15 protein-coding genes, 1 tRNA gene, 2 pseudogenes and 2 riboswitches are annotated in these 24,701 nt (G+C 63.1%); of the genes and pseudogenes, 7 read left to right on the top strand and 11 right to left on the bottom strand.

Annotated elements, in window-relative coordinates:
* Positions 1-273: 273 nt before the first annotated feature.
* Positions 274-756 carry a hypothetical protein gene (locus OCK02_RS25305; protein WP_263815434.1) on the bottom strand — a complete coding sequence of 161 codons (483 nt, stop codon included), beginning with the start codon at positions 754-756 and terminating at the stop codon, positions 274-276.
* A gap of 654 nt (positions 757-1,410) precedes the next feature.
* Here OCK02_RS25305 and OCK02_RS25300 point away from each other — a divergent pair.
* The 4 genes from OCK02_RS25300 to OCK02_RS25285 all read left to right on the top strand — a co-directional run bounded on the left by OCK02_RS25300 (position 1,411) and on the right by OCK02_RS25285 (position 9,212).
* Positions 1,411-3,117, top strand: coding sequence for a hypothetical protein (locus tag OCK02_RS25300; protein WP_263815433.1), 1,707 nt, complete (start codon positions 1,411-1,413; stop codon positions 3,115-3,117).
* A gap of 189 nt (positions 3,118-3,306) precedes the next feature.
* Entirely contained in the window at positions 3,307-5,322 is a 2,016-nt protein-coding gene (locus OCK02_RS25295; protein ID WP_263815432.1) for a hypothetical protein, read from the top strand.
* 570 nt (positions 5,323-5,892) lie between these two features.
* Positions 5,893-7,860, top strand: a complete 1,968-nt coding sequence (locus OCK02_RS25290) for a type I secretion system permease/ATPase (protein WP_263815431.1) — start codon at positions 5,893-5,895, stop codon at positions 7,858-7,860.
* Positions 7,861-7,871: 11 nt separating this feature from the next.
* Positions 7,872-9,212: an HlyD family type I secretion periplasmic adaptor subunit gene (locus OCK02_RS25285; protein WP_263815430.1), complete on the top strand. Its 1,341-nt coding sequence runs from the start codon at positions 7,872-7,874 to the stop codon at positions 9,210-9,212.
* 40 nt (positions 9,213-9,252) lie between these two features.
* Here the strand turns inward: OCK02_RS25285 and OCK02_RS25280 are convergent, their stop codons facing one another.
* Both OCK02_RS25280 and OCK02_RS25275 read right to left on the bottom strand, forming a co-directional pair.
* Positions 9,253-10,710 carry an O-antigen ligase family protein gene (locus OCK02_RS25280; RefSeq protein WP_263815429.1) on the bottom strand — a complete coding sequence of 486 codons (1,458 nt, stop codon included), beginning with the start codon at positions 10,708-10,710 and terminating at the stop codon, positions 9,253-9,255.
* A gap of 76 nt (positions 10,711-10,786) precedes the next feature.
* Positions 10,787-11,857 carry a glycosyltransferase family 2 protein gene (locus OCK02_RS25275; RefSeq protein WP_263815428.1) on the bottom strand — a complete coding sequence of 357 codons (1,071 nt, stop codon included), beginning with the start codon at positions 11,855-11,857 and terminating at the stop codon, positions 10,787-10,789.
* 711 nt (positions 11,858-12,568) lie between these two features.
* On the opposite strand from OCK02_RS25275, the gene OCK02_RS25270 reads away from it, so the two are divergent.
* Positions 12,569-13,981 (top strand): alanine/glycine:cation symporter family protein, encoded by a 1,413-nt coding sequence (locus OCK02_RS25270; RefSeq protein ID WP_263815427.1) that lies wholly within the window; start codon positions 12,569-12,571, stop codon positions 13,979-13,981.
* A gap of 769 nt (positions 13,982-14,750) precedes the next feature.
* Here OCK02_RS25270 and nrdF read toward each other — a convergent pair.
* From nrdF to nrdH, 4 genes are all read right to left on the bottom strand, one after another.
* Positions 14,751-15,725 carry a class 1b ribonucleoside-diphosphate reductase subunit beta gene (gene nrdF / locus OCK02_RS25265; RefSeq protein ID WP_263815426.1) on the bottom strand — a complete coding sequence of 325 codons (975 nt, stop codon included), beginning with the start codon at positions 15,723-15,725 and terminating at the stop codon, positions 14,751-14,753.
* A gap of 190 nt (positions 15,726-15,915) precedes the next feature.
* Entirely contained in the window at positions 15,916-18,069 is a 2,154-nt protein-coding gene (gene nrdE, locus OCK02_RS25260; RefSeq protein WP_263815425.1) for a class 1b ribonucleoside-diphosphate reductase subunit alpha, read from the bottom strand.
* Complete coding sequence (gene nrdI, locus OCK02_RS25255) at positions 18,051-18,449, bottom strand: class Ib ribonucleoside-diphosphate reductase assembly flavoprotein NrdI (protein ID WP_263815424.1); 399 nt, start codon at positions 18,447-18,449, stop codon at positions 18,051-18,053. Before nrdI ends, nrdE begins: the two co-directional genes overlap by 19 nt.
* An 11-nt stretch (positions 18,450-18,460) precedes the next feature.
* The gene (gene nrdH / locus OCK02_RS25250; protein ID WP_263815423.1) at positions 18,461-18,682 is read right to left on the bottom strand and encodes a glutaredoxin-like protein NrdH; all 222 of its coding nucleotides are present in this window, start codon (positions 18,680-18,682) and stop codon (positions 18,461-18,463) included.
* Positions 18,683-18,924: 242 nt separating this feature from the next.
* Positions 18,925-19,135, bottom strand: a riboswitch (cobalamin riboswitch).
* A gap of 147 nt (positions 19,136-19,282) precedes the next feature.
* Between nrdH and zigA the strand changes: the two genes are divergently transcribed.
* Positions 19,283-20,488, top strand: coding sequence for a zinc metallochaperone GTPase ZigA (zigA, locus tag OCK02_RS25245; RefSeq protein WP_263815422.1), 1,206 nt, complete (start codon positions 19,283-19,285; stop codon positions 20,486-20,488).
* Positions 20,489-20,560: 72 nt separating this feature from the next.
* Positions 20,561-21,793, top strand: a complete 1,233-nt coding sequence (locus OCK02_RS25240; RefSeq protein WP_263815421.1) for a hypothetical protein — start codon at positions 20,561-20,563, stop codon at positions 21,791-21,793.
* A 49-nt stretch (positions 21,794-21,842) separates the two neighbouring features.
* Here OCK02_RS25240 and OCK02_RS25235 read toward each other — a convergent pair whose 3' ends face one another.
* From OCK02_RS25235 to OCK02_RS25220, 4 genes and pseudogenes are all read right to left on the bottom strand, one after another.
* Positions 21,843-22,667, bottom strand: a complete 825-nt coding sequence (locus OCK02_RS25235) for an acyl-CoA thioesterase (RefSeq protein WP_263815420.1) — start codon at positions 22,665-22,667, stop codon at positions 21,843-21,845.
* Positions 22,664-23,932 (bottom strand): annotated as a pseudogene (metE, locus tag OCK02_RS25230) (5-methyltetrahydropteroyltriglutamate--homocysteine S-methyltransferase); the annotation flags it as partial. The pseudogene metE and the gene OCK02_RS25235, both read right to left, overlap by 4 nt.
* A 47-nt stretch (positions 23,933-23,979) precedes the next feature.
* A riboswitch (cobalamin riboswitch) is annotated at positions 23,980-24,191 on the bottom strand.
* A gap of 190 nt (positions 24,192-24,381) precedes the next feature.
* Positions 24,382-24,535: pseudogene (locus tag OCK02_RS25225) on the bottom strand (NAD(P)(+) transhydrogenase (Re/Si-specific) subunit beta); the annotation flags it as partial.
* A gap of 89 nt (positions 24,536-24,624) precedes the next feature.
* A tRNA-Met gene (locus tag OCK02_RS25220) sits at positions 24,625-24,701 on the bottom strand.

Here is a 24,701-nt window from a genome sequence, read left to right as displayed (position 1 = left end):
TCCCGTTCCCAGGTCGGGCCGGCAGCGGCGATCCCGGAAAGCGCGATCAGCCCGGCAATGAGGTGGACCGGGCGGAGGGGGCCCCCCCCCCCCCCCCGGGGGGGGGGGGGGGCCCGCCCCCCCCCCGCAACTGTCTTATAGCCGGCTTCGCGCAAGCTGCAGCGAACCCCGCCAGCGTGTCCTCCTTGACTGAACCTGCATACGATTGGCCTTCCGCGAGGTCGCGACCGGATCGGTCGCCCCCGGTTTAGCCCTCAGGGCGCCGTCAAGCCGCTACCTGGGAAAATCGTACTTGTCGGTGATATCCCACAGCGTGCGATTGATCGCGACAAGCGAGGCGATGCACTCCCTGATCCGCGCGACCTCCTGGTCGTCGAGCGCTTCCACCTTCCCGTACTTGACCTCGTCCTTGCTGTCGAAGATGCGCATGAGCTGGGTCAGGCCCTGACCGCTGTCGGGATCGAACGAATAGATGCAGTGATTGTACTTGTTGCGCAGCTTGGCCTGTTCGCTGAGGCGCCGCGTCGCTTCGAGCACGTCGTTGCGGCACTCGGGCGGCGTCTTCTGCATCTTCGTCAGCCGTTCGACGAGATCGATCCGCGCGCGCGTCGTGTTCAAGGTGAGAAAGATGACGATGGCCGTTTCCTTGTCGACCCTGGCAAGGCCGGCAATCATGTGGATCAGCAAGCTCTCGGTGTTGGTCCAGGTGTAGTTGAGCTGCCCCACCAGCAGCAATATGTCCTGCAATTTCGGCATGCGATGCCTCCAAACCCTGCCCTTGCTCCGGCCGGCGATCGAAGTTCCTGAAACACCGCCGCCGGACTTCCTTCAATTCCGGCGAAGCATACTCCAGCCAACTGCTAAACAGGTAAAGAATTCACGGGCGTGGAAAGCCATAATAACGTCGTATAGGTTGCCGCTACAGGCATCAATATCTACAGGTTGAGAAATAAGTAATACTAAACTTGCGAACAATTATACATATATATTACGCGAACTGAGTAAGTTTATGTGCGATGGCGTGCACCAAAGGTGGTAACCCTTTGCCGGCTTAATACACAAAGGCGCATCAACACCGCCGCTCTAGCTCAAACGGCCAGCTTATGAAGCGCGCAAGTTGGCGCAACAATCACAACCTGGCTTGGGTCAGGTCGACGAAACGCAACGCGTTCGGCGGGTCTGCCAGCAGATACGGCCAAGGTCCTCATGTGGCCTTCGCCCACCACACCCTGAGTTCAGAAGGGAGGCTGACAATCCAACAACCGGATTGAAGCAGCCGGTGAGCGCCGAAACGAAGGCGTCCGGACACAGGCCAGTTGACAGCACTCATGTTCAACCCCCGCTCGGTCAAGACCCTATGAAGATGAATGGCGGTCAAGCCGTAGCGGCCCAGCAACAGAGGGTACAGCTATGTCTAGCAAGAGCCGGAACAACAACAACTGGGACTACGTCGATCCGTCGCAGGAACAGCAGCAACAGCAGCAGCAGGAACAACAGCAACAGCAGCAGACCTCGAGCCAGGATCAGACGCAGTCGAGCGATTCGACCAACGACAACACCAATGACAACGAGAATGGCAACGGGAACGGCAACCTGAACCTGAACGGCAACGGCAATGCCAACGCCAATCTCAACGCCAGCAAGAACATCAACGAGAACACCAATACGACGACCGTCGATGTAGACGTCAACGTAGACGTTGCCGCCAGTGCAGGCTCCGGAAAGCACCACCGGCCTGACGACAACGACTTCGCCGACATCGACATGAAGGGCCACAACTCGATCGACGGGATGTTCAACATCAAGTTCGACGACATGCTGAACGGCGCCCTGACCGGTGCCGGCAACGACGTGGCGAACGTCTTCAATCAGGTCGCCAATCTCCAGGACAACGACAAGCTCGACAACGCCCAGGTCCAGAACAACGGCCCGGTAAACTTCAACCTGACCGCTGAAGGCGGCAAGGCCGAAGCCCAGGAAGGCATCACGGCCGGCGGCACCGGCGGCGCCGGCGGCGACGAAGCCTATGCCAATGGTGGCAACGGCGGTTACGGCGGTGGGGCCCTGGGTGGCTTCGCTGCGGGCGGCAAAGGCAAGGCCGACGCCACAAGCGGCGACGCGGACGGCGGCAAGGGTGAAGGCGGCAACGCGGACGGCGGCAAGGGCGACGGTGGCGATGCCACAAGCGGCTACGCCGACGGTGGCAAGGGCGACGGCGGCAAGGGTGGTGACGGCGGCGCAGGCCTCGGTCTCGGCCTCGGTCTCGGTCTCGGCCTCGGTGCCGGGCTGGCATTTGCCGGCGACGGTGAAGAAGGCGGCAACAACGATGCCGGCGACGGCGACCAGGGCGGCGACGGCGGCGATGCCGATGGCGGCGATGCCGGCGACGGCGGCGAGGGCGCATCCTCGACGGCAGGCGACGGCGGTACGGCAGTCGGCGTTGCCCTCGGCCTGATCGATCCGGTCTTCGTCGACAGCAATGGCGGCGACATCGACAACGCCAGCAATGGCGGTGCCGGCGGTGGCGGCGGCGCGGGCGGCGGTGCCGGCGCGGGCGGCTCGGGCGGTAGCGGCGGATCCGCGACGGATGCGGGCGATGGCGGCGCTGGCGGCGGCGCGCTCGGCGCGGGCGTCGGCATCGGCTACGGCGCCGGCAACGGTGCAGGTACCGGCGGTGACGGCGCAGCCGGCGGATACGGTGTCGGTGGAGCCGCCACGAGTGGTGACGCAACCGGCGGTGCAGGCACCGGCGGCGGTGCATGGGCCGGCGACGGCACAGGCGGCCACGCACTCAGCGGTGCATGGGCTACGGGCACCGGCGGCGACGGTTACGGCGGCTGGGCCTTTGGCGGTGCCGGCGGGACCGGCGGCGCCGGCGGAACGGCAACCAATGGCGATGGTGGCGCCGGTGGCGATGGCGGCTACTGGGGCTCCAACAACGGCGATGACGGCTACGTCACCGGCACGAGCTCCGCTTCGGCCGATGCGGCGATCAGCATCAGCGCCTTCAACCAGGAAATCGTCATGGGTGCAAACCTGCAGCAGAACGCGGTCGACATGACCGTGGTCGGCGGCAATCTCACCAACACCGTGGTCGGCGAAGACGACGACGCATGACGTCACGAAGGTGGTCTCGCCCCATCGGGCGAGACCACCGGCGTTCGAACTGCGCAGCCGGCGCTGCGCAGTTCACCTCGGGCAGAGCACGTTCCCGGTTGCATGGTTGGAGCGCTCCCTGAGCAGCCCGACCGGACCGATCTCAAAGCATCCAGCAAGTTGTCAGTGTCTTGGGGGGAGTATCGCGTCATGATCACCATGGACAAGATCAACGAGGAGATCGCCCACTTCATCGGCATGCTTCATATGAATGCCGAACAAGCCCTTGTCAGGCACGCTTACGAGGAGTTCGACGCTCTCAATCCGGTCGAACCGACCCCCGACACGCCGGCACCCGGCAATTTTCCCTTTGCAGCGCCCTACGAATTCATCGGCTTCGATCCGGACGTCCCGTATCGCTCTCCCCCGCCGGGTCCGATGGACGGGGATCCGCGCGGCTTTCCCAACATGCTTCCGCCCCCACCGCCGCTCGTACCCGACTTTCCGGAGTTCTCCGTGACGCCGATGGTCAGGATAGAGGATGCCGTCGCGTCGGGCGGGGTTGCAGCGGCGGGCCCGCCGGAACTCGAACCGCCAGGCTCCGTCGTCACCTACATCAACCAGGCGATCGGCCTTTCCGACAACGACGTCTTCAGCGTCGGCGGACATGGCCTTTCCTTTACGCCGGACGACGTGAGTGCTGACGAACTGCTCGATGCGGCCGAGGCGGCCTATTCCCTGTCGCCGATCGGCGGGCTGGAGCGCCCGGGATCGAGCGCGGAGATGATCGAGACCGTCAATGACATCGCCGCCCGCCTGGACGGGTTCGCCCCCGGCAACGGCAGCGAGTTCCAGGTCTTCGTGCAACAGGGACAGAGCATCAGCGGCGTGTTCGTCAACGGCGAACTGGTGGACGAAGCGCCGAAGCTCACGGACTACCACGAATTCGAGAAAGAGGACGAGCCGGACGGAACCGAGACCGGCCCGACAGGCAATGCCACCGTCGGCGAAGACGGATCGATCCGGATCGAGGCGTCGGTAACGCTGACCGCAGGCGACAACACGCTGGTCAACGAGGCCATCGTGAAGAACTTCTGGACTGCCGGCACCGTGACCGCAGTCGTCGGCAACCACATCGAGCTCAATGCGATCGTCCAGACGAATGCGATCTGGGACGCAGACAAGATCGGGACCGGCGTCTGCGACTGGACAAGCGATGACGCCGTCAACGAGGTGCTGAACATCGCCTCCTTCAACCGGACAGACCTTTCCGCAGGCGACGACAAGGCAGACGGGACGGAAGGCGGATTTCCCGATTTCTGGGCCGTGACGAAGATCGAGGGCGACCTGTTGATGGTCAACTGGCTCGAACAGTTCATCTTCAAGACCGACAACGACGTCGGAATCCTGTCGTCGACCGGCGTCACGACGAGCGTCATCAGCGGCGACAACACGGGCGTCAACCAGACCTCCATCTTCGACCTCGGCTTCTCCTACGACCTCATCGTCGTCGGCGGATCGATCTATGACGCAAACATCATCCAGCAGATCAACGTCCTTTTCGACAACGACCTGCTCGGCGGCGTGCAGGGCTTCGAGACGAAGGGGACCGGCTCGGCCTCCACGTCGGACAACCTGTTATGGAACGAGGCGATGATCCACAACATCGGCGGCGCGGATCGCTTTGCCCCCCTGCCCGATGCCTACCGCGAGACCGCGGAAGACCTTGCAGATGGCAAGAACACGATTTCCAAGGACGTCCTGAGCGACGAGGCCTTTGCCGGATTGAAGGGCCTCAACGTGCTCTACATCGAGGGCGACATCATTAACCTGCAGCACATCAAGCAGACCAGCGTGCTCGGGGATTGCGACCAGGTCGCGCTGGCGATGGACCAACTCAAACCGCATCTCGACACCGACTGGACCATCTCGACCGGCGGCAACGCGCTGATCAACAACGCCGCGATCGTCAACCTCGATTCCTTCGGCAAGACCTATGTCGGCGGCGAGAAATACTCGCAGGAAACACTCATCCAGGCCGAACTGATCTCATGCGAACCCGAGCGCCTCGGCGCTCAGGATCCGAACATGCTCGTCAGCGAAGCGATCGCATTCCTCGACGACCCGACGGCCGGGGCCGACCAGCATCCGGCGCACGGCGTCTATATTCCGTCTGCCAATGACGGGCCTACGGACGACGGGCTGCAACACGTGCTCGGTCATTGAGGAGACGAGGGGATGTCTGACAACCGCAAGAGGGTTGCCGATGGCAATGACCTGCACGATGTGCGCTCGGAAGGCGTTCGGCCGGCTACCTACGACGAGGCCTATGCACGGTTTCAGAATGCCGTGCAGCAGTGCCAGGCGGCCGCCGTCGAGGGGCCGGATTCAGCTGTCGCCATGACATCTGCGCATCGCGCGAAATTCGGCCCACCCAACAGGCCGGGGCCCAGGATCGTCCCCGCGGAGAGCGAACAGCCGGCCGTCCCGCCCCGTGTCGCAGTCGTCCTGCCGGCCCCGCCTCAGGACACGCGGCGGCGCGACCCGCAATCCGCAGAGAGGCCCGAAAGCCCGGAGCAGACTCCGGGGATGGGCCCGCGGGGCATGCCGCAGCCGGATAAGGATACCCACCCGATCAAGACGGCAGCCTCCCCCGCGGCCCCTCGTCCCGCGCCCCAGCCTGTCGTCATCGGTCCGCCACCGGCCGTCGCAAAACCGGAAATGCTGACCGTCGTTCCTCAATCGGTCATTCTGACCGCCGCAGAGCCGGTCATGCAGGCTGCGGCGGAGCCGGTCATGCAGGCAAAAGCGCAGGACAAGCCGGAGGCGGCACCGATCAGGGAGCGGACACGCGCGCTTTTCGGCGAAGCCAGGCCAGAGACAGCCAAGCGCGAACCGACCATTGCCAAGGGGGCCGAAGGCCTCGTGACGATCGAGGGCGACACCGGCCCGATAAAGGCGGGTTCGGGGCCGAACGACAAGGCCTTCTCCGGCGGCGGAGGGAAGGGCTCGGGCTCGGGCGGCGGCACCTTTCACAAGCGGCTCGGACCCGTGGACTTCTCCGCGAGCCTCAAGGCCGGAATCGACGCCGTCAGACTCAACCTGGCTGCGGTCATGGTGTTCACCCTCGCCACCAATGTGCTGGTGCTCGCGGTGCCCATCTACCTGTTCCAGATCTCCGATCGCGTGCTGACCAGCCGCTCGCTCGATACCCTGATCATGCTCACGCTCGTCATCGTCGGCGCAATCGTGCTGCAAGCGATCTTCGACGCGATCCGCCGCTTCATCCTGATGCGCACGGCCGTGGAGGTCGCGGTGCAACTGGGCGCGCCCATTCTGAGCGCTGCGGCGACCGCATCGCTCAACGGCAGCGGACGGGAGTACCAGACGCTCGGCGATCTCCAGCAGGTGCGGTCCTTCCTCGTATCCAGAACCCTGCTGTCGTTCCTCGACGCCCCGCTTGCGCCGCTGTTCGTCGTCGCCGTCTTCCTCGTCCATCCCCATCTCGGATCGATCGTAATCGCCACGGCGCTGCTTCTCCTCATCCTCACCCTCGTCAACCAGCGCCTGACGGCGGCCCCATTCGCCGAGGCGAACACTTCGCAGGTGAAGGCCAATCTTCACCTGGAATCGATGTCGCGCAATTCGCAGGTGATCAACGCACTCGCCATGATACCCGAAGCGGTGCAGATCTGGGGGAAGGATACGGCCGCCTCCCTGAAGGCGCAGGTCGTCGCGCAGGATCGCAACATCGCCATCAGCGCGCTCTCCAAGGGCATCCGCCTTCTGGCGCAGGTGGCCATGCTGGGATGGGGCGCTCACCTGGCGATCAACGGCGAAATGACCGGCGGCATGGTGATCGCGTCGTCGATCATCGCCGGACGCGCGCTGGCACCGATCGAGGGCGCCATCGAAGGCTGGAGCCAGTACAGCCAGTCACGGGCGGCCTATAGCCGGATAACCAGCCTGCTCAAGGCATCGCCACTCAATTTCGAACGCCTGAACCTGCCGCGGCCGGAAGGCCGGCTGGATGTGGAGCGGCTGCTCTACGTGCCGGGCGGGACCAAGCGCGTCGTGCTGAACGGCATCTCCTTTGCCTTGCAGCCGGGCGATTCGCTTGCCGTAATCGGCAACTCCGGAGCCGGCAAGACGACGCTCGGTAAGATGCTGGTCGGCTCGATCCTGCCGACATCCGGCAACGTCCGCCTCGACCTCATGGACATCCGGAACTGGGACCAGCGGCAGTTCGGCCAGAACATCGGCTATCTGCCGCAGGACGTGCAGCTCTTCCCCGGGACGATCAAGGCGAACATCGCGCGCATGCGCCAGGACGCAACCGACGAGCAGATCTACAAGGCAGCGATGCTTGCCGACGTCCACGAGATGATCGCCACGCTGCCGCACGGCTACGAGACCATCGTGGCTGCCGACGGGTCGCCGCTTTCCGGCGGGCAGAAGCAGCGCATCGCGCTCGCCCGCGCCTTCTTCGGCGATCCCCGCATGGTCGTGCTGGACGAGCCGAACTCCAATCTCGACAGCGCCGGCGACGCCGCCTTGATGCGCGCCCTGGAACACGCCAAGGAGCACAAGATCACCATGATCACGATCACGCAGCGACCGGCGCTGCTCAGCAATGTCGACAAGGTCCTGCTTTTGGTCAACGGCACCGTGGCGCTGTTCGGCCTGCGGCAGGACGTATTGAAGGCGCTGGAGACGCGCGGCATCCAGATCGACAACGGCTCGTTTGGCCATCAGTTGCAGTAGGAGCCACGGCGATGTCCGACATAGCGAAGATCCAGGACATCGAGTGGTACTCGGAAGTGCCCCGGTCGATCCGAAGGCAGATGACGGCCGGCATCATCTTGCTGGGCGCCACGTTCGGGGGCTTCGGGGCCTGGGCTTTCACCGCTCCGCTCGCCGCGGCAGTCATCGCCCAGGGCAGCTTCGTGGCGACCGGCCGCAACAAGGTGGTCCAGCACTATGAGGGCGGCATCATAAAGGAACTGCTCGTCAGCGAAGGTGACGAGGTGGTGGAGGGCCAGCCGCTGGTGCGGCTGGACGAGACCGCCGCGCTGGCCAAGGAACGCGAACTGTTCCTGCGCCGCGTCAGGCTGGAGGCGACCGCCGCCCGGCTGACGTCCCTGTTCGAGGACGACGAGCACATGGACATCTCCGGCATTGCGGAGAAGCACCGCAACGACCCGGACGTGTCGTCGATCCTGATGAACCAGCAGCTGAACTTCAAGGCCTTGCGGCTGAAGCAGTCGAACGAGCTGTCGCTCTTGCGCCAGAATATCAAGGCGCTGGAGTTCCGCAGCGAAGGATACGCCCGCCAGCGCGTATCCATCATACGGCAACTGGAGCTGCTCGGTGAAGAGCAGGAGAGCAAGAAGAAGCTCCTCGCCAAGGCGCTGATCCGCGAGACCGAACTGAAGGCCATCCAGCGCGCGATGGCGGACGCGGAGGGACAGATCGGCAGGCTGGAATCGGAAGTGGCCGAGACGCAGGCGCAGATCGTCAAGGGGCGACAGGAAATCGGCAGCACCGAACAGACCTACCGCGAAGACGCGCTCGACAGGCTGCAGGCGATCCAGGGCGAACTGGACACCGTCCGCGAGCAGTCCCGTCAGGCCGAGAATGTCCTGCGCCGTGTGACGATCAACGCGCCGGTGACGGGGACCGTCGTGCGGACCCACTACCATACGGCGGGCGGCGTCATCGAAAGCGGCAAGGGCATCATGGAGATCTTGCCGGCCGGCGTGCCGCTGATCATCGAAGCGCAGATACCGCGCAACAATATCGACAGCGTATCGGTCGGGCAGACGGCAACGGTCCGCCTGGTGGCGCTCAACCAGCGCACCACGCCGGTCCTCCACGGCAACCTGTTCTATATTTCCGCAGACGCGCTGGAGGACAGCAAGCCGGGGATGCCGGCACATGACGTCTACCTGGCGCGCGTGAATATTCCCGCGGAAGAGTTCGCGAAGGTCAAGGGCTTCCACCCGACGCCCGGCATGCCGGCGGAGGTGATGATCCAGACGGAGAAGCGCACCTTCTTCAGCTACATCGTCAAGCCGATCACCGACAGCATGTCCAGGGCGTTCACCGAGCGGTGAACCATCGACGCCCCATGGCCGGACCCGCCAAAGGCTGCAGTCAACCCCGCATGCCGGACTCGCGACGCTCGCTTCGGCCCTTCCGCTCGATCGCCGTCGGTGTCCGTGCCGTTCGGCGCGCCCGAGCACCCGGTTGTCCGGCCGGGACTCCTTCGCCGGGTTTTGCGTCCAGCATCCAGATGCCGCTTCCGAGCAGGAACAGGAACGATACGTAGTTCGCGGCCCAGATGTGGACCGTGCAGCCGACGAGCATGAACATCACCATGCAGATGACGTATCCGGAACGGTAGGCATCGACCCTCTCGTCGACGCTCTTTCGATAGGCGACCCCACAAATCGCGAAGAGGCAGGCTGCGAAGATCAGGATGACGCCCGGAATGCCGTGCCGCATCGCGATCAGAAGCCAGAAGTTGTCGACACTGTCTGCCATCCATGACGGCCTCGCCCAGTCGCCCAGGCCGATGCCGAACAACGGGTGGTTTGCGACCGAGGCGGACCCGAATTCCCAGATCAGCAGGCGGAACCAGCCGGTTTGCGGATCGAAGGTGAAACGGGAGATGTAGAATTGCACCGGCGTCTGGTTGGAGCCGATTTCAACGATCAGATAGCCGAGGAAGACAATCGCCCAGAAGATCTTCCATCGATAGCTGAACCGATGCAACGCCAGATTCCACCCGATGAACGCCAGTTGCATCACCATGCCCGCAATGGGCGCCGACGACATCGACAGAAAGGCGGTGAAGAAGATGGCTGCCGGCATGATCCAGCGGGACAGACCCGCTTTCCCGTAGCCGAGCACCTGATAGGCCAGGGCGAGAAAGCTTCCGCAGAAGAAACCGAAGGCGATCGAATGTCCGAACGGCCCCTGGACGCGCCAGAAACCCATTCGCGGCGCCATGAGCGTGACCTCGGGGGTCGGAAAGACCGTGCCCAGGACCGTCAGCAACGGCTTCTGGCCGGTCGTCCATTCGTAGAGGGCGAACGGAAGGAGGATCATGACGAGCCAGCAGGCGAGCCGGACCATGTTGCGGAAGTCATCTGCCGTGCGAATATAGCAGCGTGCCAGGAAATAGGCGCCGAGCGTCTCGATGTTCAGCATTCCTATCGCTTCGATCCCTGGCCCTATGCCATGGACGACGGCGAGGCTCAGCGAGGACCAGAGGCTGAACAACAGGATGGCGACATCCACGACGCGGATCGACCCTGCCTTGCCGCTGACCCACATGAACAGGCATGGCAGCACGGCGGCGAGCAGGACGATCCGATACACCGACAGGTTCATCGGGCCGAGCGGTATGATCCACGGAACGACGAGGCCGATAAGAAAGATGGCAACCGTCCACGGCAGTCGTGCGGTAGCCTTGTGGCCTGCCTGGCCCTGCCCATCGGTCGTGGCGTGTGCGCCGGCGTCAATCCTGCTGCGCACACGTCCCCGATACGCGTCAGGTCTTGGCCTGCCGCTACGGGAAACGTCGTCTCTCATCACCGTCGTCAGCATCGGCCTGCCTTCGAAAGCCGGTCCTCGCCATGTCGCGAGGCACGGTGGCTGTTGCGCGATACACGGCGCGCGGAGATCAGAAATAGAACCGCGGAACGTGTATGCCGGTGTACCGGGCCCAATGCCAATCGACCCTGTTGAAGATTTCGCGCTCGGTAAACAGGCGCAGCCGCGCGCTGTGACGGGCAAGGGCGGCCTGCAAGGCGCTCCTCTCATGGTGGCGCTCGTCGGCCACAAGCGCCCGGTATCCGGACGTGGCGACAATACCCGGCCACAGCGACGCGGCGAATTCGCGGTACTGTGCCGGCGGCGCATCATTGTCGGCGGGAAATTCGCAAAGCTCACGCGCATGCCGGAGTGCCATGATGGCGAGCGAGCGCCTTGCCAGACCGTAGAGTTCGTCCCTGTCCGGCAGATCCACGCCTTCCTTTTCGAACGCAGCCTTGAACGCCCTGTGTCGTCCGTCCAGGTCGAACAGCACGCCGGCATGGATGGTTCGCTGCATGCTGAGCACATGGACGCGGTAGTAGGCCTGGTCAGCGCCGTGGACGCGACCGATGTCGGAAATGGCAGCGATGCGCAACCACATCTCCATGTCGGCGGAATGCGGGAGATCGGCACTATACCCGCCGATCCGCCGCTGGATATCGGCGCGGACGACTGCCTCCGGGCAGACGACGAAGTTCTTTCCCGATCGACACATATGTCGGATCCACGTTCTTCCGCGCCAGATCGAGGTGCTGCTCGACGAGGTTCGCGCCGGCGGAAGGAGATCGGTGAAGGAGATCGGTTGCCCGTAGGTCATGCCGACGTTCGGATGGGCGTCCATCAGCGACGTGGCCCGCGACAGGGCGCCAGGCGTGAGCAGGTCGTCCGCCGAAAGCAGGACGAAGTAGTCGCCACGGATCTGTGCGATGCCTTCGTTGTAGGTCGCGATATGACCCTTGTTGGTCTCATGGCGGATGACCCGGATACGCGGATCGCGGCGCATCAGATCGGCGCAGACCCGGGGTGTGTCGTCGGACGAACAATCATCGATGATGAGGACATCGACATCGACGCCTTCCTGATCGAGAACGCTCTGGACGCACTGCTCCAAGTATCGCGCATAGTTATAGCAGGGAACAAGGACCTGAACTGTCGCCATATGGGTTTCCCGATGTTTCCTCACCTGGCCGATTCTAGATGTTCGCCGACCCGAGACAAGAATTACGGCCGTCACCCTTTTGCGGTAGAGGTGCGACAAGAGCACGGTTCGAGCGCAGCCTGACCGGTGCCCGGACGTCCATTGGGATAGGCATGCCCCTCCCAGCCTCCACCGGATGCCCGGCCATCGCGTTCTCTGTCCCCGGACTGACCGGGCGATCGGGCGACGGCCCTCCAGAGGGCGACGGAGCACTTCGTCGACCGGAAACCGCGCCGCATGGAAAGCCGAACCAGGTGATGCCACGACCATCCCCAGCCGTCCCTGCGAGCCTTCCCCATTTGCCGACCCCTTTCAGCGGCCGCCCACCCGAGGCCTGCCGTTCCTTGCCATCCGCCGACTTTTCGGCCGCGCGATCCGGGCCTGCACGTTGCAGCCTCGACTGCCGAAGTGGCCACTGCTGTATCCATCCGCGCCGTCGCAAGCCCCATTTCGGTTGATGGGAATGCCTGGGCTGCAACTGGCCGGATACCTGATCCGAATCCAGGAGGTCGATGGCAAGTGTTCAACACCCCTTTCAAGGTTGCGGCAGCGCGCGCTCCATGCAACTATCGGCCCGTCAACTCATCGCAAATCACGCGCATCGAATGTCGCGGCGAACATGTTTGTTCGCTGACGGGATTGCTATGCCGTGCCTGCTGCAGGGAGGCCATCGTGACCGTTCTCAATGCCGTCATCGATTTTCTGAACACCATCTTCTGGAGCTATGTCCTCATCTATGGATTGATTGTGGTCGGCCTCTATTTCACCTTCCGTCTCGGCTTCATCCAGTTCCGGCATTTTCCCGAGTTCTTCCGTTCCGTGATGAAGGCGCCCGCCAGCGATGCGAGCGGCATCACGCCGTTCCAGGCGCTGTGCACGAGCCTTGCCTCGCGCGTGGGCACGGGCAATCTCGCCGGCGTCGCTGTCGCCGTCTTCCTCGGTGGTCCCGGTGCGCTGTTCTGGATGTGGGTGGTGGCGGCCGTCGGCATGGCGACGGCCTACTCCGAGAGCGCCCTCGCCCAGCTCTACAAGATCACCGATCATGACGGGCAATATCGTGGCGGGCCGGCCTTCTACATTTCCCGCGGGCTGAATGCACCCTGGGCCGGCGTCATCTTCTCCGTCTGCCTCATCATCGCCTTCGGCCTCGTCTTCAATGCGGTGCAGGCCAATTCGATCGCGGACGCCATGCAGGGCGCCTTCGGCATCGACAAGCTCTGGGTCGGCATCGCGCTAGCCGTGCTGACGGCGGTGGTGATCTTCGGCGGCATCCGGCAGATCGCACAAGTCGCCGAATATGTCGTTCCCTTCATGGCCGTCGCCTATCTCGGCATGGCGATCTATGTCGTCCTGGCGAACATTGCCGAGGTTCCCGGCGTGATTGCCCTTATTGTCAAGAGTGCCTTTGGCATCGAACAGGCGGCCGGCGGGGTGGCGGGCGCGATGCTGAACGGGGTCAAGCGCGGTCTCTTCTCCAACGAGGCCGGGATGGGCTCGGCGCCGAACATCGCGGCCGTCGCCACGCCCTCGCCGCACCATCCGGCCAGCCAGGGCTTCGTGCAGGCGCTCGGCGTGTTCATCGACACCATCCTGATCTGCACCGCGACGGGCATCATGATCCTGCTGTCAGGCGTCATGACGCCCGGCTCCGAGCTTACCGGCACGCCGCTGACACAGGAGGCCATGGTCGCCCATATCGGCGAGGCCGGCCGTTACTTCATCGCCATCGCCATCTTCTTCTTCGCCTTCACCTCGATCATCGGCAACTACGCCTATTCGGAGAATGCGATGGTCTTCCTGAAGCTCGACAACAAGGGCACGATAACCGCACTCAGGGCCGCGGTGCTGCTGATGGTCATCTGGGGCGCCTATACGACTGTCGCGGTCGTTTTCAACATGGCCGATGCGGCGATGGGTCTGATGGCCTCCGTCAACCTCGTCGCGATCGTGCTGCTTTCCGGTACCGTCGCGAAACTCACGAAAGACTACTTCGAGCAGAAGAAAACCGGCGAGCCACGCTTCGACCCGGAAGCCTATCCGGAACTGAAGGGCAAGATCGAGCACGCCATCTGGGCGCGGAAGTAGTCGCCCCGTTACCATCGCAGCCGCCAGCGATGGCAATGATGTACCACGTTGCCAGGAACATCGGAACTGTCGCCCGATGGAGTGCCAGGTATAGATGGCGGCGGCAACACCGGCCGCAGCACTCGCCGCCGACGGCCTTTGCGGTGCCCCCTCCTTCAAGGCCCAGAACAGACCGGCATATGGGGGCCAGCGACCGTAAGCCACCAACAGCGCGACTATGAAACCGACGACGGCAACGCGATCAATAACGGGCAGGTCGCGGGTTTCCATGCCTTGAGGCAAACCGAGACGCAGCCGAACGGGGTGATGCCGACGGGCTTGCCGAGAACCACGACGCACGGCTGCAAAGAGGTTGTTTTCCGCGTCCCGGAAACGCAAAAACCCCGCTGCATTTCTGCAGGCGGGGCTTTTGTATCGAGCGTATGGTTGCGGGGGCCTGAGTCCACGGAGACATGTGTATTTCGACGTAAATGAGCAGGCAGTAGCGGAAATAATTGCCCGTTCGCGCATTTGAGCGCTTGGCCACACTGTCTTAAACGCCATGACCAATTTGGGGCCGATGCCGACCGTCCGCTGCGAGGACGCCTAACGTGAAAAGCGGACGTCAGAGTTCTTGCCGTCTGGGACTGGCCCGAAGCCGCTGTTCGGAAGTCTCGACATGGATAACCGCTTTGCGCCTCCATATCGGCCGTTGCACTTATCATGGCCCGCCGCCAGAAGCGGGCATTTAACGAGCCAGCACCGTCGCACGAAGACCAGCCTGGTCTCGCTAGAAATCCCAGTCCTCGTCCTCGGTTGCCACCGCCTTGCCAATAACATACGAGGAGCCGGAGCCCGAGAAGAAGTCGTGGTTCTCGTCGGCATTCGGTGAGAGCGCCGAGAGAATCGCCGGATTGACCTTGCAAGCCTCCGGTGGGAAGAGCGCCTCATAGCCAAGGTTCATCAGCGCCTTGTTGGCATTGTAGTGCAGGAATTTCTTGACGTCCTCGGTCAGGCCGACGCCGTCGTAAAGTGCCTCGGTGTACCTGGCCTCGTTGTCGTAGAGTTCGAGCAGGAGGTCGAAGGCGAAATCCTTTATCTCCTCCCGGCGTTCTTCGGAAAGCCGTTCAAGCCCGCGCTGGAACTTGTAGCCGATATAGTAGCCGTGAACCGCCTCGTCGCGGATGATCAGGCGGATCATGTCGGCGGTGTTGGTGAGCTTGGCGCGGCTCGACCAGTACATTGGTAGATAGAAGCCGGAATAGAACAGAAAGCTTTCGAGGAAGACGCTGGCGACCTTCTTCTTCAGGGGATCGTCCGAGGCGTACTGCTCCATGATGAGCGTGGATTTCCGCCGCAGGAACTCGTTTTCCTCCGACCAGCGATAGGCATCGTCGACGTCAGGCGTCAGGCAGAGCGTCGAGAAAATCGAGGAATAAGAGCGTGCATGCACGGCTTCCATGAAGGAAATGTTGGAGAGCACCGCCTCCTCGTGAGGGGTGACGGCATCCGCCATAAGCGTCACCGCGCCAACGCCGTTCTGGATCGTGTCGAGCAGGGTCAGGCCGGTAAAGACGCGGATGGTGAGTTGCTGTTCCTCCGGCTTCAGCGTCGCCCAGGACGGGATGTCGTTCGACAGCGGCACCTTCTCGGGCAGCCAGAAATTGCCGGTCAGGCGGTTCCAGACTTCTAGGTCCTTGTCGTCCTCGATGCGGTTCCAGTTGATGGCACGGATGGCGACTGCGGGTTTGACGGCGATGCTCATGGTGGGTCGTCCTTGAAGGAAGGAAATGGGTTGGCGCTGCCCCTCACCCCGCCCCCGCTCCGCTCGGCACTCCCTCTCCCCGCAAACGGGGCGAGGGAACGGAGGCGCTGCGGCTCGGCCCCTTCGCCCCGTTTACGGCGAGAAGGGGCCAGCAGGCGGATGAGGGGCAACGGCAGACATGAAACTCAAACTAGAGCGCGCAGGAGACGCAGCCCTGCACTTCCGTGCCGGACAGCGCCATCTGGCGGAGGCGGATGTAGTAGATGGTCTTGATACCCTTCTTCCAGGCGTGGATCTGGGCACGGTTGATGTCGCGGGTCGTGGCCGTGTCGCGGAAGAACAGCGTCAGTGACAGGCCCTGGTCGACATGCTGGGTGGCGGCCGCGTAGGTGTCGATGATCTTTTCCGGGCCGATCTCGTAGGCGTCCTGATAGTAGTCGAGATTGTCGTTGGTCATGAAGGCGGCCGGGTAGTAGACGCGGCCAATCTTGCCCTCTTTCCTGATCTCGATCTTCGAGACGATCGGATGGATCGAGGAGGTCGAGTGGTTGATGTAGGAGATCGAGCCGGTCGGCGGCACGGCCTGCAAGTTCTGGTTATAGAGCCCGCCCTCCATCACCGCCTGCTTGAGGCCCCGCCAGTCCTCCTGCGTCGGGATAGGGATGCCGGCGGTCTCGAACAGTTCGGCAACCCGCTCCGTCGCCGGCAGCCATTCGGCTTGCGTGTACTTGTCGAAGTACTCGCCGGAGGCATATTTCGAGGTCTCGAAGCCCTTGAAGCTCTGGCCGCGTTCGACCGCCAATCGGTTGGAGGCGCGGATCGCGTGATAGGTCACGGCGTAGAAATAGATGTTGGTGAAATCGACCCCTTCGTCCGAGCCGTAGAAGATGCGTTCGCGGGCGAGATAGCCGTGCAGGTTCATCTGGCCGAGGCCGATGGCGTGGCTTTCGTCGTTGCCCTTGGCGACCGAGGGCACCGAGGAAATGTGGCTCATGTCGGAGACCGCAGACAGCGCCCGGATTGCCGTCTCGATCGTCTTGCCGAAATCGGTTGAATCCATCGCGGCCGCGATGTTCAGCGAACCAAGGTTGCAGGAGATGTCCTTGCCGAGATGGCTGTAGGACAGGTCGTCATTGAACGCGCTCGCTTCACTCACCTGCAGGATTTCCGAGCAGAGGTTGCTCATGGTGACGCGGCCGGCGATCGGGTTGGCGCGGTTCACCGTGTCCTCGAACATGATGTAGGGGTAACCGCTTTCGAACTGGATTTCGGCGATCACCTGGAAGAAGTCGCGTGCCTTGATCTTCTTCTTGCGGACGCGGCTGTCGGCTACCATCTCGCGGTACTTCTCCGTGACCGAGATTTCGGTGAACGGCACGCCGTAGACCCGTTCGACGTCGTAGGGCGAGAACAGGTACATGTCCTCGTTGTTTCGCGCGAGCTCGAAGGTGATGTCTGGAATGACGACGCCGAGCGACAGCGTCTTGATCCTGATCTTCTCGTCGGCGTTCTCGCGCTTGGTGTCGAGGAAGCGCATGATGTCGGGATGGTGGGCGTTGAGATAGACCGCTCCCGCGCCCTGCCGCGCACCGAGCTGGTTGGCATAGGAGAACGAATCCTCCAGCAGTTTCATGACAGGGATGATGCCCGATGACTGGTTTTCTATGTGCTTGATCGGCGCACCGGCCTCGCGAATGTTGGTGAGCGACAGCGCCACGCCGCCGCCGCGCTTGGAGAGCTGCAGCGCCGAATTGATAGAGCGGCCGATGCTTTCCATGTTGTCCTCGACCCTGAGCAGGAAGCACGAGACGAGTTCGCCGCGCTGCTTCTTTCCGGCATTGAGGAAGGTCGGCGTCGCCGGCTGGAAGCGGCCGGTAATGATCTCGTCGACGAGGTCGCGGGCGAGTTGCTCGTCGCCGCGCGCCAGCGCCAGCGCCACCATGCAGACGCGGTCCTCGTAGCGCTCCAGATATCGCTTCCCGTCGAAGGTCTTGAGCGTATAGGACGTGTAGTACTTGAACGCGCCGAGGAAGGTCGGAAAGCGGAATTTCCGCGCATAGGCCTCGTCGAACAGGTCGCGGACGAAATTGAACGCGTACTGGTCCAGAACCTCTTGTTCGTAATAGCCTTCGGCGACGAGATAATCGAGCTTCTCGCGCAGGTTATGGAAGAACACGGTGTTCTGGTTGACGTGCTGGAGGAAGTACTGCCGCGCCGCCATGTGGTCCTTGTCGAGCTGGATGTTTCCCTGCTCGTCGTAGAGGTTCAGCATTGCGTTCAGCGCGTGGTAGTCGAACGCGGGTTCCGCGGCCTTTGCGGGGCGTTCTAGCGTGAGCTTGTCCAAAATCGTTCCAATCCGTGCCTGACGTTGATGACGTCAGGCACGGTGCCCAGGAGTTCGAACCGGTAGAGGTAGGGAACCTGGCACTTGGCGGAGATGACGTCGCCGGCGATCCCGAAGGTCGCACCGAAATTGCTGTTGCCCGCGGCAATCACGCCGCGGATGAGGGAGCGGTTGCCCGCATCGTTGAGAAAGCGCATCACCTGCTTGGGAACGGCCCCCTTGCCGCCGTCGCCGCAATAGGTCGGGACGACGAGCACATAGGGGCGGTCGATGTGGAGTTCGGCGTTCGCAACAGGAATGCGGACCGCCGGCACTCCGAGCCGGGCGACGAACCTGTGGGTGTTCTCGGACCGGCTGGAGAAATAGACGAGTTCGCCCACCGTTTGGGGCCTCACGCCAGCGCGCTGATCATGTCCGGGCGAAAACCGGCCCAATGCTGCTCACCGGCGATGACGACGGGGACCTGGCGGTACCCAAGCCCCTGCACCAAGGCAAATGCAGCGGCGTCCTCGGAAACGTCGATGATCTGGTAGTCGATGCCCTGGCGATCGAGCGCACGGGTCGTCGCAGTGCACTGGACGCAGGCGGGCTTGCTGTAGACGGTGATGGTCATGGATATCCTCGTGAGATGATTGGCATGCGGGATCGTTCGGCCACCTGGAGGCGGCCGTCGTGAACGTGGAAAAATGGGACGCAGTTAGCCCCGGTGGCGGGACCGGAAACCGCTACTCACGCTGACGCAGACGGAAAAAACTAGACATGGACTTCACCCCGAAGTGGCTCAGACGGGGCTTCGGGGAAGCGATGCGCGCACTTCGTGCCGCGCCGGATCGCTTTCCTGCCGGGCACCCCGCCGGTGGACGTTTCGTTCGAGGCAGGTCTCCTGGCTCACGGGTCGTCGTGCTCGTTCGGCCTTCCCGGATTCTCATCCAGTGGCCAAATCGAACGGCACTCTCCGTTCACAGTTGCGGGGGCAGCTCCGGCTTGGCGATCATCATGTCCGCCGACCGGATTCCCATCTTAGCTCCCGACTCGCGTCGGAAGAACCTCGAACACAAGATATAGTAGAGATGGATGGATTCGCGTCAACAGCTATCGATCCTTGTCCGCAGTTTTCCGACCAGCGAAATTTTCCGGCGCCATCGCCTTGACCGCCTCCGGCTTTTCCGCGCTTTTGTAACTGTATAACGTTACCAATCGAGCGAACACCTTTATGATCGACAAACTGCCCGTCACCGTTCTCTCCGGGTTTCTCGGAGCCGGGAAGACAACGCTGCTCAACCACATCCTCTCGAATCGCCAGGGACTGCGCGTCGCGCTGATCGTCAACGACATGAGCGAGGTGAACATCGACGCCGCTCTTTTGCGCGATGGCGGTGCGAACCTGTCGCGGACGGAGGAGCAACTGGTGGAAATGACCAATGGCTGCATCTGCTGCACGCTGCGCGACGATCTCCTGAAGGAGGTGCGTGCGCTCGCGGAGCAGGGCCGGTTCGACTACCTGCTGATCGAATCGACAGGGATCGCCGAGCCGCTGCCTGTCGCGACGACCTTCGACTTCCGCGATGAGAACGGCATGAGCCTGTCGGATGTGGCCCTGCTCGACACGATGGTGACGGTGGTCGATGCCGCCAACCTTCTGGCCGACTACGGTTCCGCAGACCTCCTCGCCGACCGCGGCGACACGGCAGGCGACGGCGACAACAGGACAGTTGTCGATCTCCTCGTCGAGCAGATCGAATTCGCCGATGTCGTGGTGCTCAACAAGATCGGCACCGCGACGCCCGAGCAGCGCGATGCGGCCCGCAAGATCATCGTCTCCCTCAACCCCGACGCAAAACTGATCGAAACCGATTTCGGCCAGGTCGACCTGAAGGAGGTTCTCGGCACCGGTCGCTTTGATCTCGCCAAGGCCGAGCAGCATCCGCTCTGGTTCAAGGAACTGCATGGCCTCAAGGACCACGTTCCCGAAACCGAGGAATACGGTATCCGCTCCTTCGTCTACCGCGCCCGCCGTCCCTTCGAGCCCGCGCGTTTCCAGCGCTTCATCGATCGGTCATGGCCAGGGGTCGTGCGGGCAAAAGGCTTCTTCTGGCTGGCGACGCGGCCGCACCATGTCGGCGAGATCAGCCAGGCCGGCGCGCTTGTGCGCACGGGCAGGATGGGCGTCTGGTGGTCCGCTGTGCCAAAGGCGCAGTGGCCGCGCGATCCCGGATTCCTTGAAATGATGGAGCCCTATCTCGACCCGACCTGGGGCGATCGGCGACAGGAGATCGTCTTCATCGGCGCGGATCCGATGGACGAGGCAGAAATCCGCGCCGAACTGGACGACTGTCTGGTCGGGGCGACGGAGTTCAATCCTGGCCTTTGGCGAGATCTTCCCGATCCCTTCGCAAGCTGGGAACGCCGGGCCTCGTAAGCGGCGGCGCTTGCTGCGCCTTCCAAACTCCAGACCTCATCAAAATACGCATTTCATAAACAGGAGATACCCATGTTTCGCTCCCGCACGCCGGCGCTTCTGGCTGCCACCGTTCTCTCCACCTTCGCCTCGATTCCCGCTCTCCATGCCGAGGAAGAGCAGAACGAGGCCTGGAGACTGTTTATTGCCGACCATACGCTGCCCGTCGTCCGTGCCGTCGATGTCGAGACGGGCAAGGAAATCGGCCGCTTCGATATCACCGGCCATGCCGCGTTGTCGCTCAGCGGTACCGGCAAGACGGTCTTCGCGATCCAGGGCGACAGCAACGTCGTTCATGCCATCGATACCGGCGTGTCGCTCTCCGACCACGGCGAGCACCGCGACATCGAACTGACCGATCCCAAGCTGCTGGCCCCGGTCATCGCGGGCCAGAAGTCCGGCCATCTCGTGCCGCATGGCGACGAGATCGCCGTTTTCTACGACCGCGGCGGCAAGTTTGACGTGCTGAAAGAGAGCGTCCTTCGCGACGGCCCTGCCGAGCCCAGGTCGCTCGACACGACCGCGCCACACCACGGCGTTGCGGTGCCGCTGGGTCAGCATTTCCTCGTCTCCGTGCCGAACATGGAGGCGCCGGTAAAGGAGGGGGAACTGCCGCCGCGGCTCGGACTGCGTGTGCTTGACCAGGAGGGCAAGCAGGTGGGAGACGTTGCCACCTGCACGGGACTGCATGGAGAGGCCACCTCGGCACGGCTGGTGGCTTTCGGTTGCGCCGAAGGCGTGCTCGTGGCCCGTCCCGGCGGCATCGACGGACCGAAGGTCGAGATGCTGGCCTATCCGGCGTCACTGCCGGAGGGCAAGGTGTCGACCCTGCTCGGCGGTACCGCCATGCAGTTCTTCCTCGGCAACTACGGCGAGGACAAGGTGGTCCTCATCGACCCCGACAGCACGGACGAACCCTACCGGCTCGTCGATCTGCCGACGCGACGGGTGGATTTCGAGCTCGATCCCGCCCAACCGCGCAACGCCTATATCCTGTCCGAGGACGGCAAGCTGCATCTGCTGGACGTGATCAACGGCGAGATCGCCAAGAGCGAGACCGTGACCGAGCCCTATAGCAAGGACGGCCACTGGCGCGATCCGCGGCCGCGGCTGGCGGTCGCCGGCGACCACATCGCCATCACCGATCCGCGCCATAGCTTGGTTCGAATTGTCGATCCGCAGACGCTGAAGGAGACCCGTACGATTGCCGTCGAGGGGCAGCCGTTTGCTATCGTCGCGGCCGGCGGCTCGGGGGCGACGCATTAGTTCCGAATGACTTGTCTCACGACTGTGGGTGCCGGCAATCCGCCGGCATCTAATCCTGCCCGTCTGACGCGGCCCGTCCGTCGTCGACGGCGACAGGGCGGCTGTTTCCGTCAATGGCCACCATCACGAACACGCCCCGCGCCGTCAGGTGGCGGTCGCCGCTCATCAGTTCTTCCGACCAGAGCTGGACGTCGATCCGCATCGACGTACGACCGACCTCGCCAACCCGCGCGACAACTTCGACAATCGATCCCACCGCGATGGGACGGTGGAAGTCCATTCGCTCGGAGGCGGCAAGGACGGATTGGCTTCTGGCGCGTCTCGCAGATATCACAAATGCCGCCTTGGTCATGAAGGCCAGCGCGTCGCCGCCAAACATCTTTCCGGAACTGCTCGCCTGGTTGGCAAAGACGATGTCCGTCATTCGAACCTCATCGGCCGGATAGGGCTGATGAGACGTCGGAAGCGGTTCGAGGCTCCAGTCGGGCGCGGCTCGCTCGACCCCAACGGCGACCATGTGAAAGACCCCGCGCGTGCAGAGCTCGCGCGCGGTTCCGTCGATCGTCGCGGCGATCATCTCCACTTCCACGGTCAGGGATCGTTTCCCGGCCCAGACGGGCGTCGCAATGAATTCGACGATTTCGCCGACGTGGGCCGGCTTCTTGAATTCCACGCGCTCGCAAGACCCCGTCACGAACGGCACGCGGCCATGGCGTGTCGCCGCAATGAAGGCGGCCCTGTCCATGAAGGCAAGCCCGGCACCTCCGAACAGGGTGCCATGGTGGTTCGTGTCGCCGGGGAAGACGATGTCGATGAGGGTGATGGGGGCCGGCCCTCCGGCCGGCTCCCCTTGGAAAGCGAATTCGAGCCTCATGCCTGCACCGAGCGCGGCTTGGTGCCCAGTATCTCCAGCCGCAGCTTCCGCGCCGCCTCGACCATGTTGATCAGCGCAGGCTTGACGTCCTCCCATTTGCGGGTCTTCAGGCCGCAGTCGGGGTTCACCCAGAGCTGGTCATCGAGCAGGCGGTCTCGCGCGAGATCGAGCAGGGTCTTCATTTCGTCGACGTCCGGAATCCGCGGCGAGTGAATGTCGTAGACGCCGGGGCCGATCTCGTTGGGATAGCGCTGCACGGCGAACGCCTGCAGGAGTTCCATCTTCGAACGAGACATCTCGATCGAGATGACGTCGGCGTCCATGGCGGCGATCGCCGGCATGATGTCGTTGAACTCCGAATAGCACATGTGGGTGTGAATCTGGGTCTCGTCCGAAACCCCGCTGGTGCAAATTCGAAACGCTTCGACCGCCCAGTCGAGATAGCGTTGCCAGTCCGGCCGCCTGAGCGGCAGCCCCTCCCGAAGCGCCGCTTCGTCGATCTGGATGATCGCGGCACCGGCACGCTCCAGATCGGCCACCTCGTCGCGGATCGCAAGCGCAATCTGGCGGCACACCGTCTCCCGCGGCAGGTCGTCACGGACGAAGGACCAGTTCAGGATCGTGACCGGTCCCGTCAGCATCCCCTTCATCGGCTTCTGCGTCAGCGACTGGGCATACTCCCACCAGCCGACCGTCATCGGGTTCGGTCGCGAGACGCCGCCATAGATGATGGGTGGACGAACGCATCGCGATCCGTAGCTCTGCACCCAGGCGTGTCTGGTAAAGGCAAACCCCGAAAGCTGCTCGCCGAAATACTGCACCATGTCGTTACGCTCGAATTCGCCACGAACAAGGACGTCGAGCCCGATCTCCTGCTGCCAGCGCACGGCGGCCGCCGTCTCGCGCTCCAGGAAGGCCTTGTAGTCGACATAGCTCAGTTCGCCCTTGTCGTGCAGAGAACGCGCCTTGCGAACTTCGGCGGTCTGCGGGAACGATCCGATCGTCGTCGTCGGAAACAGCGGCAGGTCGAAGCACCGGCGCTGCGCGTCCTGACGCCTGCGAAACGTCGATTGCCGCGTCTGCTCCACCCCTTCGATTCCGGCCATCCGGCCGGCGACGAGCGGATCATGCACCCGGACCGATGTCAGGCGCGCCTGCGTTGCCGCACGATTGGCCATCAATGCCGCGCCGTCCGCGTCCTCCTCCACGAGGGCCGTGGCCACGAGTTTCAGTTCGTCCAGCTTCTGGGTCGCGAAGGCGAGCCACGGATAGGCTGACCCGGGCGCAAAGCGGCACACCGGACACCCCGCCCATGGACGTTATCTATCGCGGCAGGTCTCCTGGCTTGCGGGTCATCGCCACCGTCCGTCTTCCCGAGGCGTCTTCCTCAGTGACATGTTGGACAGCGGCTCTCCGCCTACAGTTGCGGGGGCAGCTCCGGCATGGGCGCACAAGACGCCGTCACCGTATTCCCTCTTAGCTCCGGATCGCGAAATCCGCAGAACCACGATGCAGTGAACATGGACGTGAAATGCGCCTGGGTCAAGGAATATAAAGATATCTTTATATATCCGCTTCACGCCGCCATAGCGGCCGTCGAGCCAACCGTCGTCGGTGCTACAAAGCCGATATAACGCCGTGACAACGCCGGTTGCGGTTGCGTCAATAGCGGTGATCGGCACAACCAGTGTCCTTGAAGAAGTCGAGCGTCAACCGTTTCGTGGAATTCCTCGTTGATCTCGTCCATTTCCAGAACGATGTCGTAAGGCACCTTGGCTTCGGCCAAAAGCACGTTCATATGGCCTGGCATCCGAATGAATGGCGAAGCGCACGTTCCTGCCCGCTGCGCGCAGCTTGCGGGTCAGTTCCAAGGCACAGAAACGCACAAAGCTCCTCGACGCTTACGCGGAGGAGCTTTGTGTGAAGCGACTTGAATGGTCAAATATTCAAGTCTCAGTGGTTGCGGGGGCAGGATTTGAACCTGCGGCCTTCAGGTTATGAGCCTGACGAGCTACCGGGCTGCTCCACCCCGCG

Origin of the sequence: Rhizobium sp. TRM96647, from assembly GCF_025780115.1 — a bacterium.
GTDB lineage: Bacteria > Pseudomonadota > Alphaproteobacteria > Rhizobiales > Rhizobiaceae > Mycoplana.
Note: the sequence above shows the minus strand (reverse complement) of the source record. Positions and strands in the feature narration are given on the sequence as shown.

Excerpts from the sequence above, each read along its gene's own strand:
- OCK02_RS25300 (WP_263815433.1), top strand. The coding sequence starts at position 1,411 with ATGTCTAGCAAGAGCCGGAACAACAACAACTGGGACTACGTCGATCCG.
- nrdH (WP_263815423.1), bottom strand. The coding sequence starts at position 18,682 with ATGACCATCACCGTCTACAGCAAGCCCGCCTGCGTCCAGTGCACTGCG.
- nrdF (WP_263815426.1), bottom strand. The coding sequence starts at position 15,725 with ATGAGCATCGCCGTCAAACCCGCAGTCGCCATCCGTGCCATCAACTGG.
- OCK02_RS25280 (WP_263815429.1), bottom strand. The coding sequence starts at position 10,710 with ATGCTGACGACGGTGATGAGAGACGACGTTTCCCGTAGCGGCAGGCCA.
- OCK02_RS25285 (WP_263815430.1), top strand. The coding sequence starts at position 7,872 with ATGTCCGACATAGCGAAGATCCAGGACATCGAGTGGTACTCGGAAGTG.
- OCK02_RS25275 (WP_263815428.1), bottom strand. The coding sequence starts at position 11,857 with ATGGCGACAGTTCAGGTCCTTGTTCCCTGCTATAACTATGCGCGATAC.
- OCK02_RS25290 (WP_263815431.1), top strand. The coding sequence starts at position 5,893 with ATGCAGGCAAAAGCGCAGGACAAGCCGGAGGCGGCACCGATCAGGGAG.
- zigA (WP_263815422.1), top strand. The coding sequence starts at position 19,283 with ATGATCGACAAACTGCCCGTCACCGTTCTCTCCGGGTTTCTCGGAGCC.
- OCK02_RS25235 (WP_263815420.1), bottom strand. The coding sequence starts at position 22,667 with ATGAGGCTCGAATTCGCTTTCCAAGGGGAGCCGGCCGGAGGGCCGGCC.
- OCK02_RS25295 (WP_263815432.1), top strand. The coding sequence starts at position 3,307 with ATGATCACCATGGACAAGATCAACGAGGAGATCGCCCACTTCATCGGC.
- OCK02_RS25240 (WP_263815421.1), top strand. The coding sequence starts at position 20,561 with ATGTTTCGCTCCCGCACGCCGGCGCTTCTGGCTGCCACCGTTCTCTCC.
- OCK02_RS25305 (WP_263815434.1), bottom strand. The coding sequence starts at position 756 with ATGCCGAAATTGCAGGACATATTGCTGCTGGTGGGGCAGCTCAACTAC.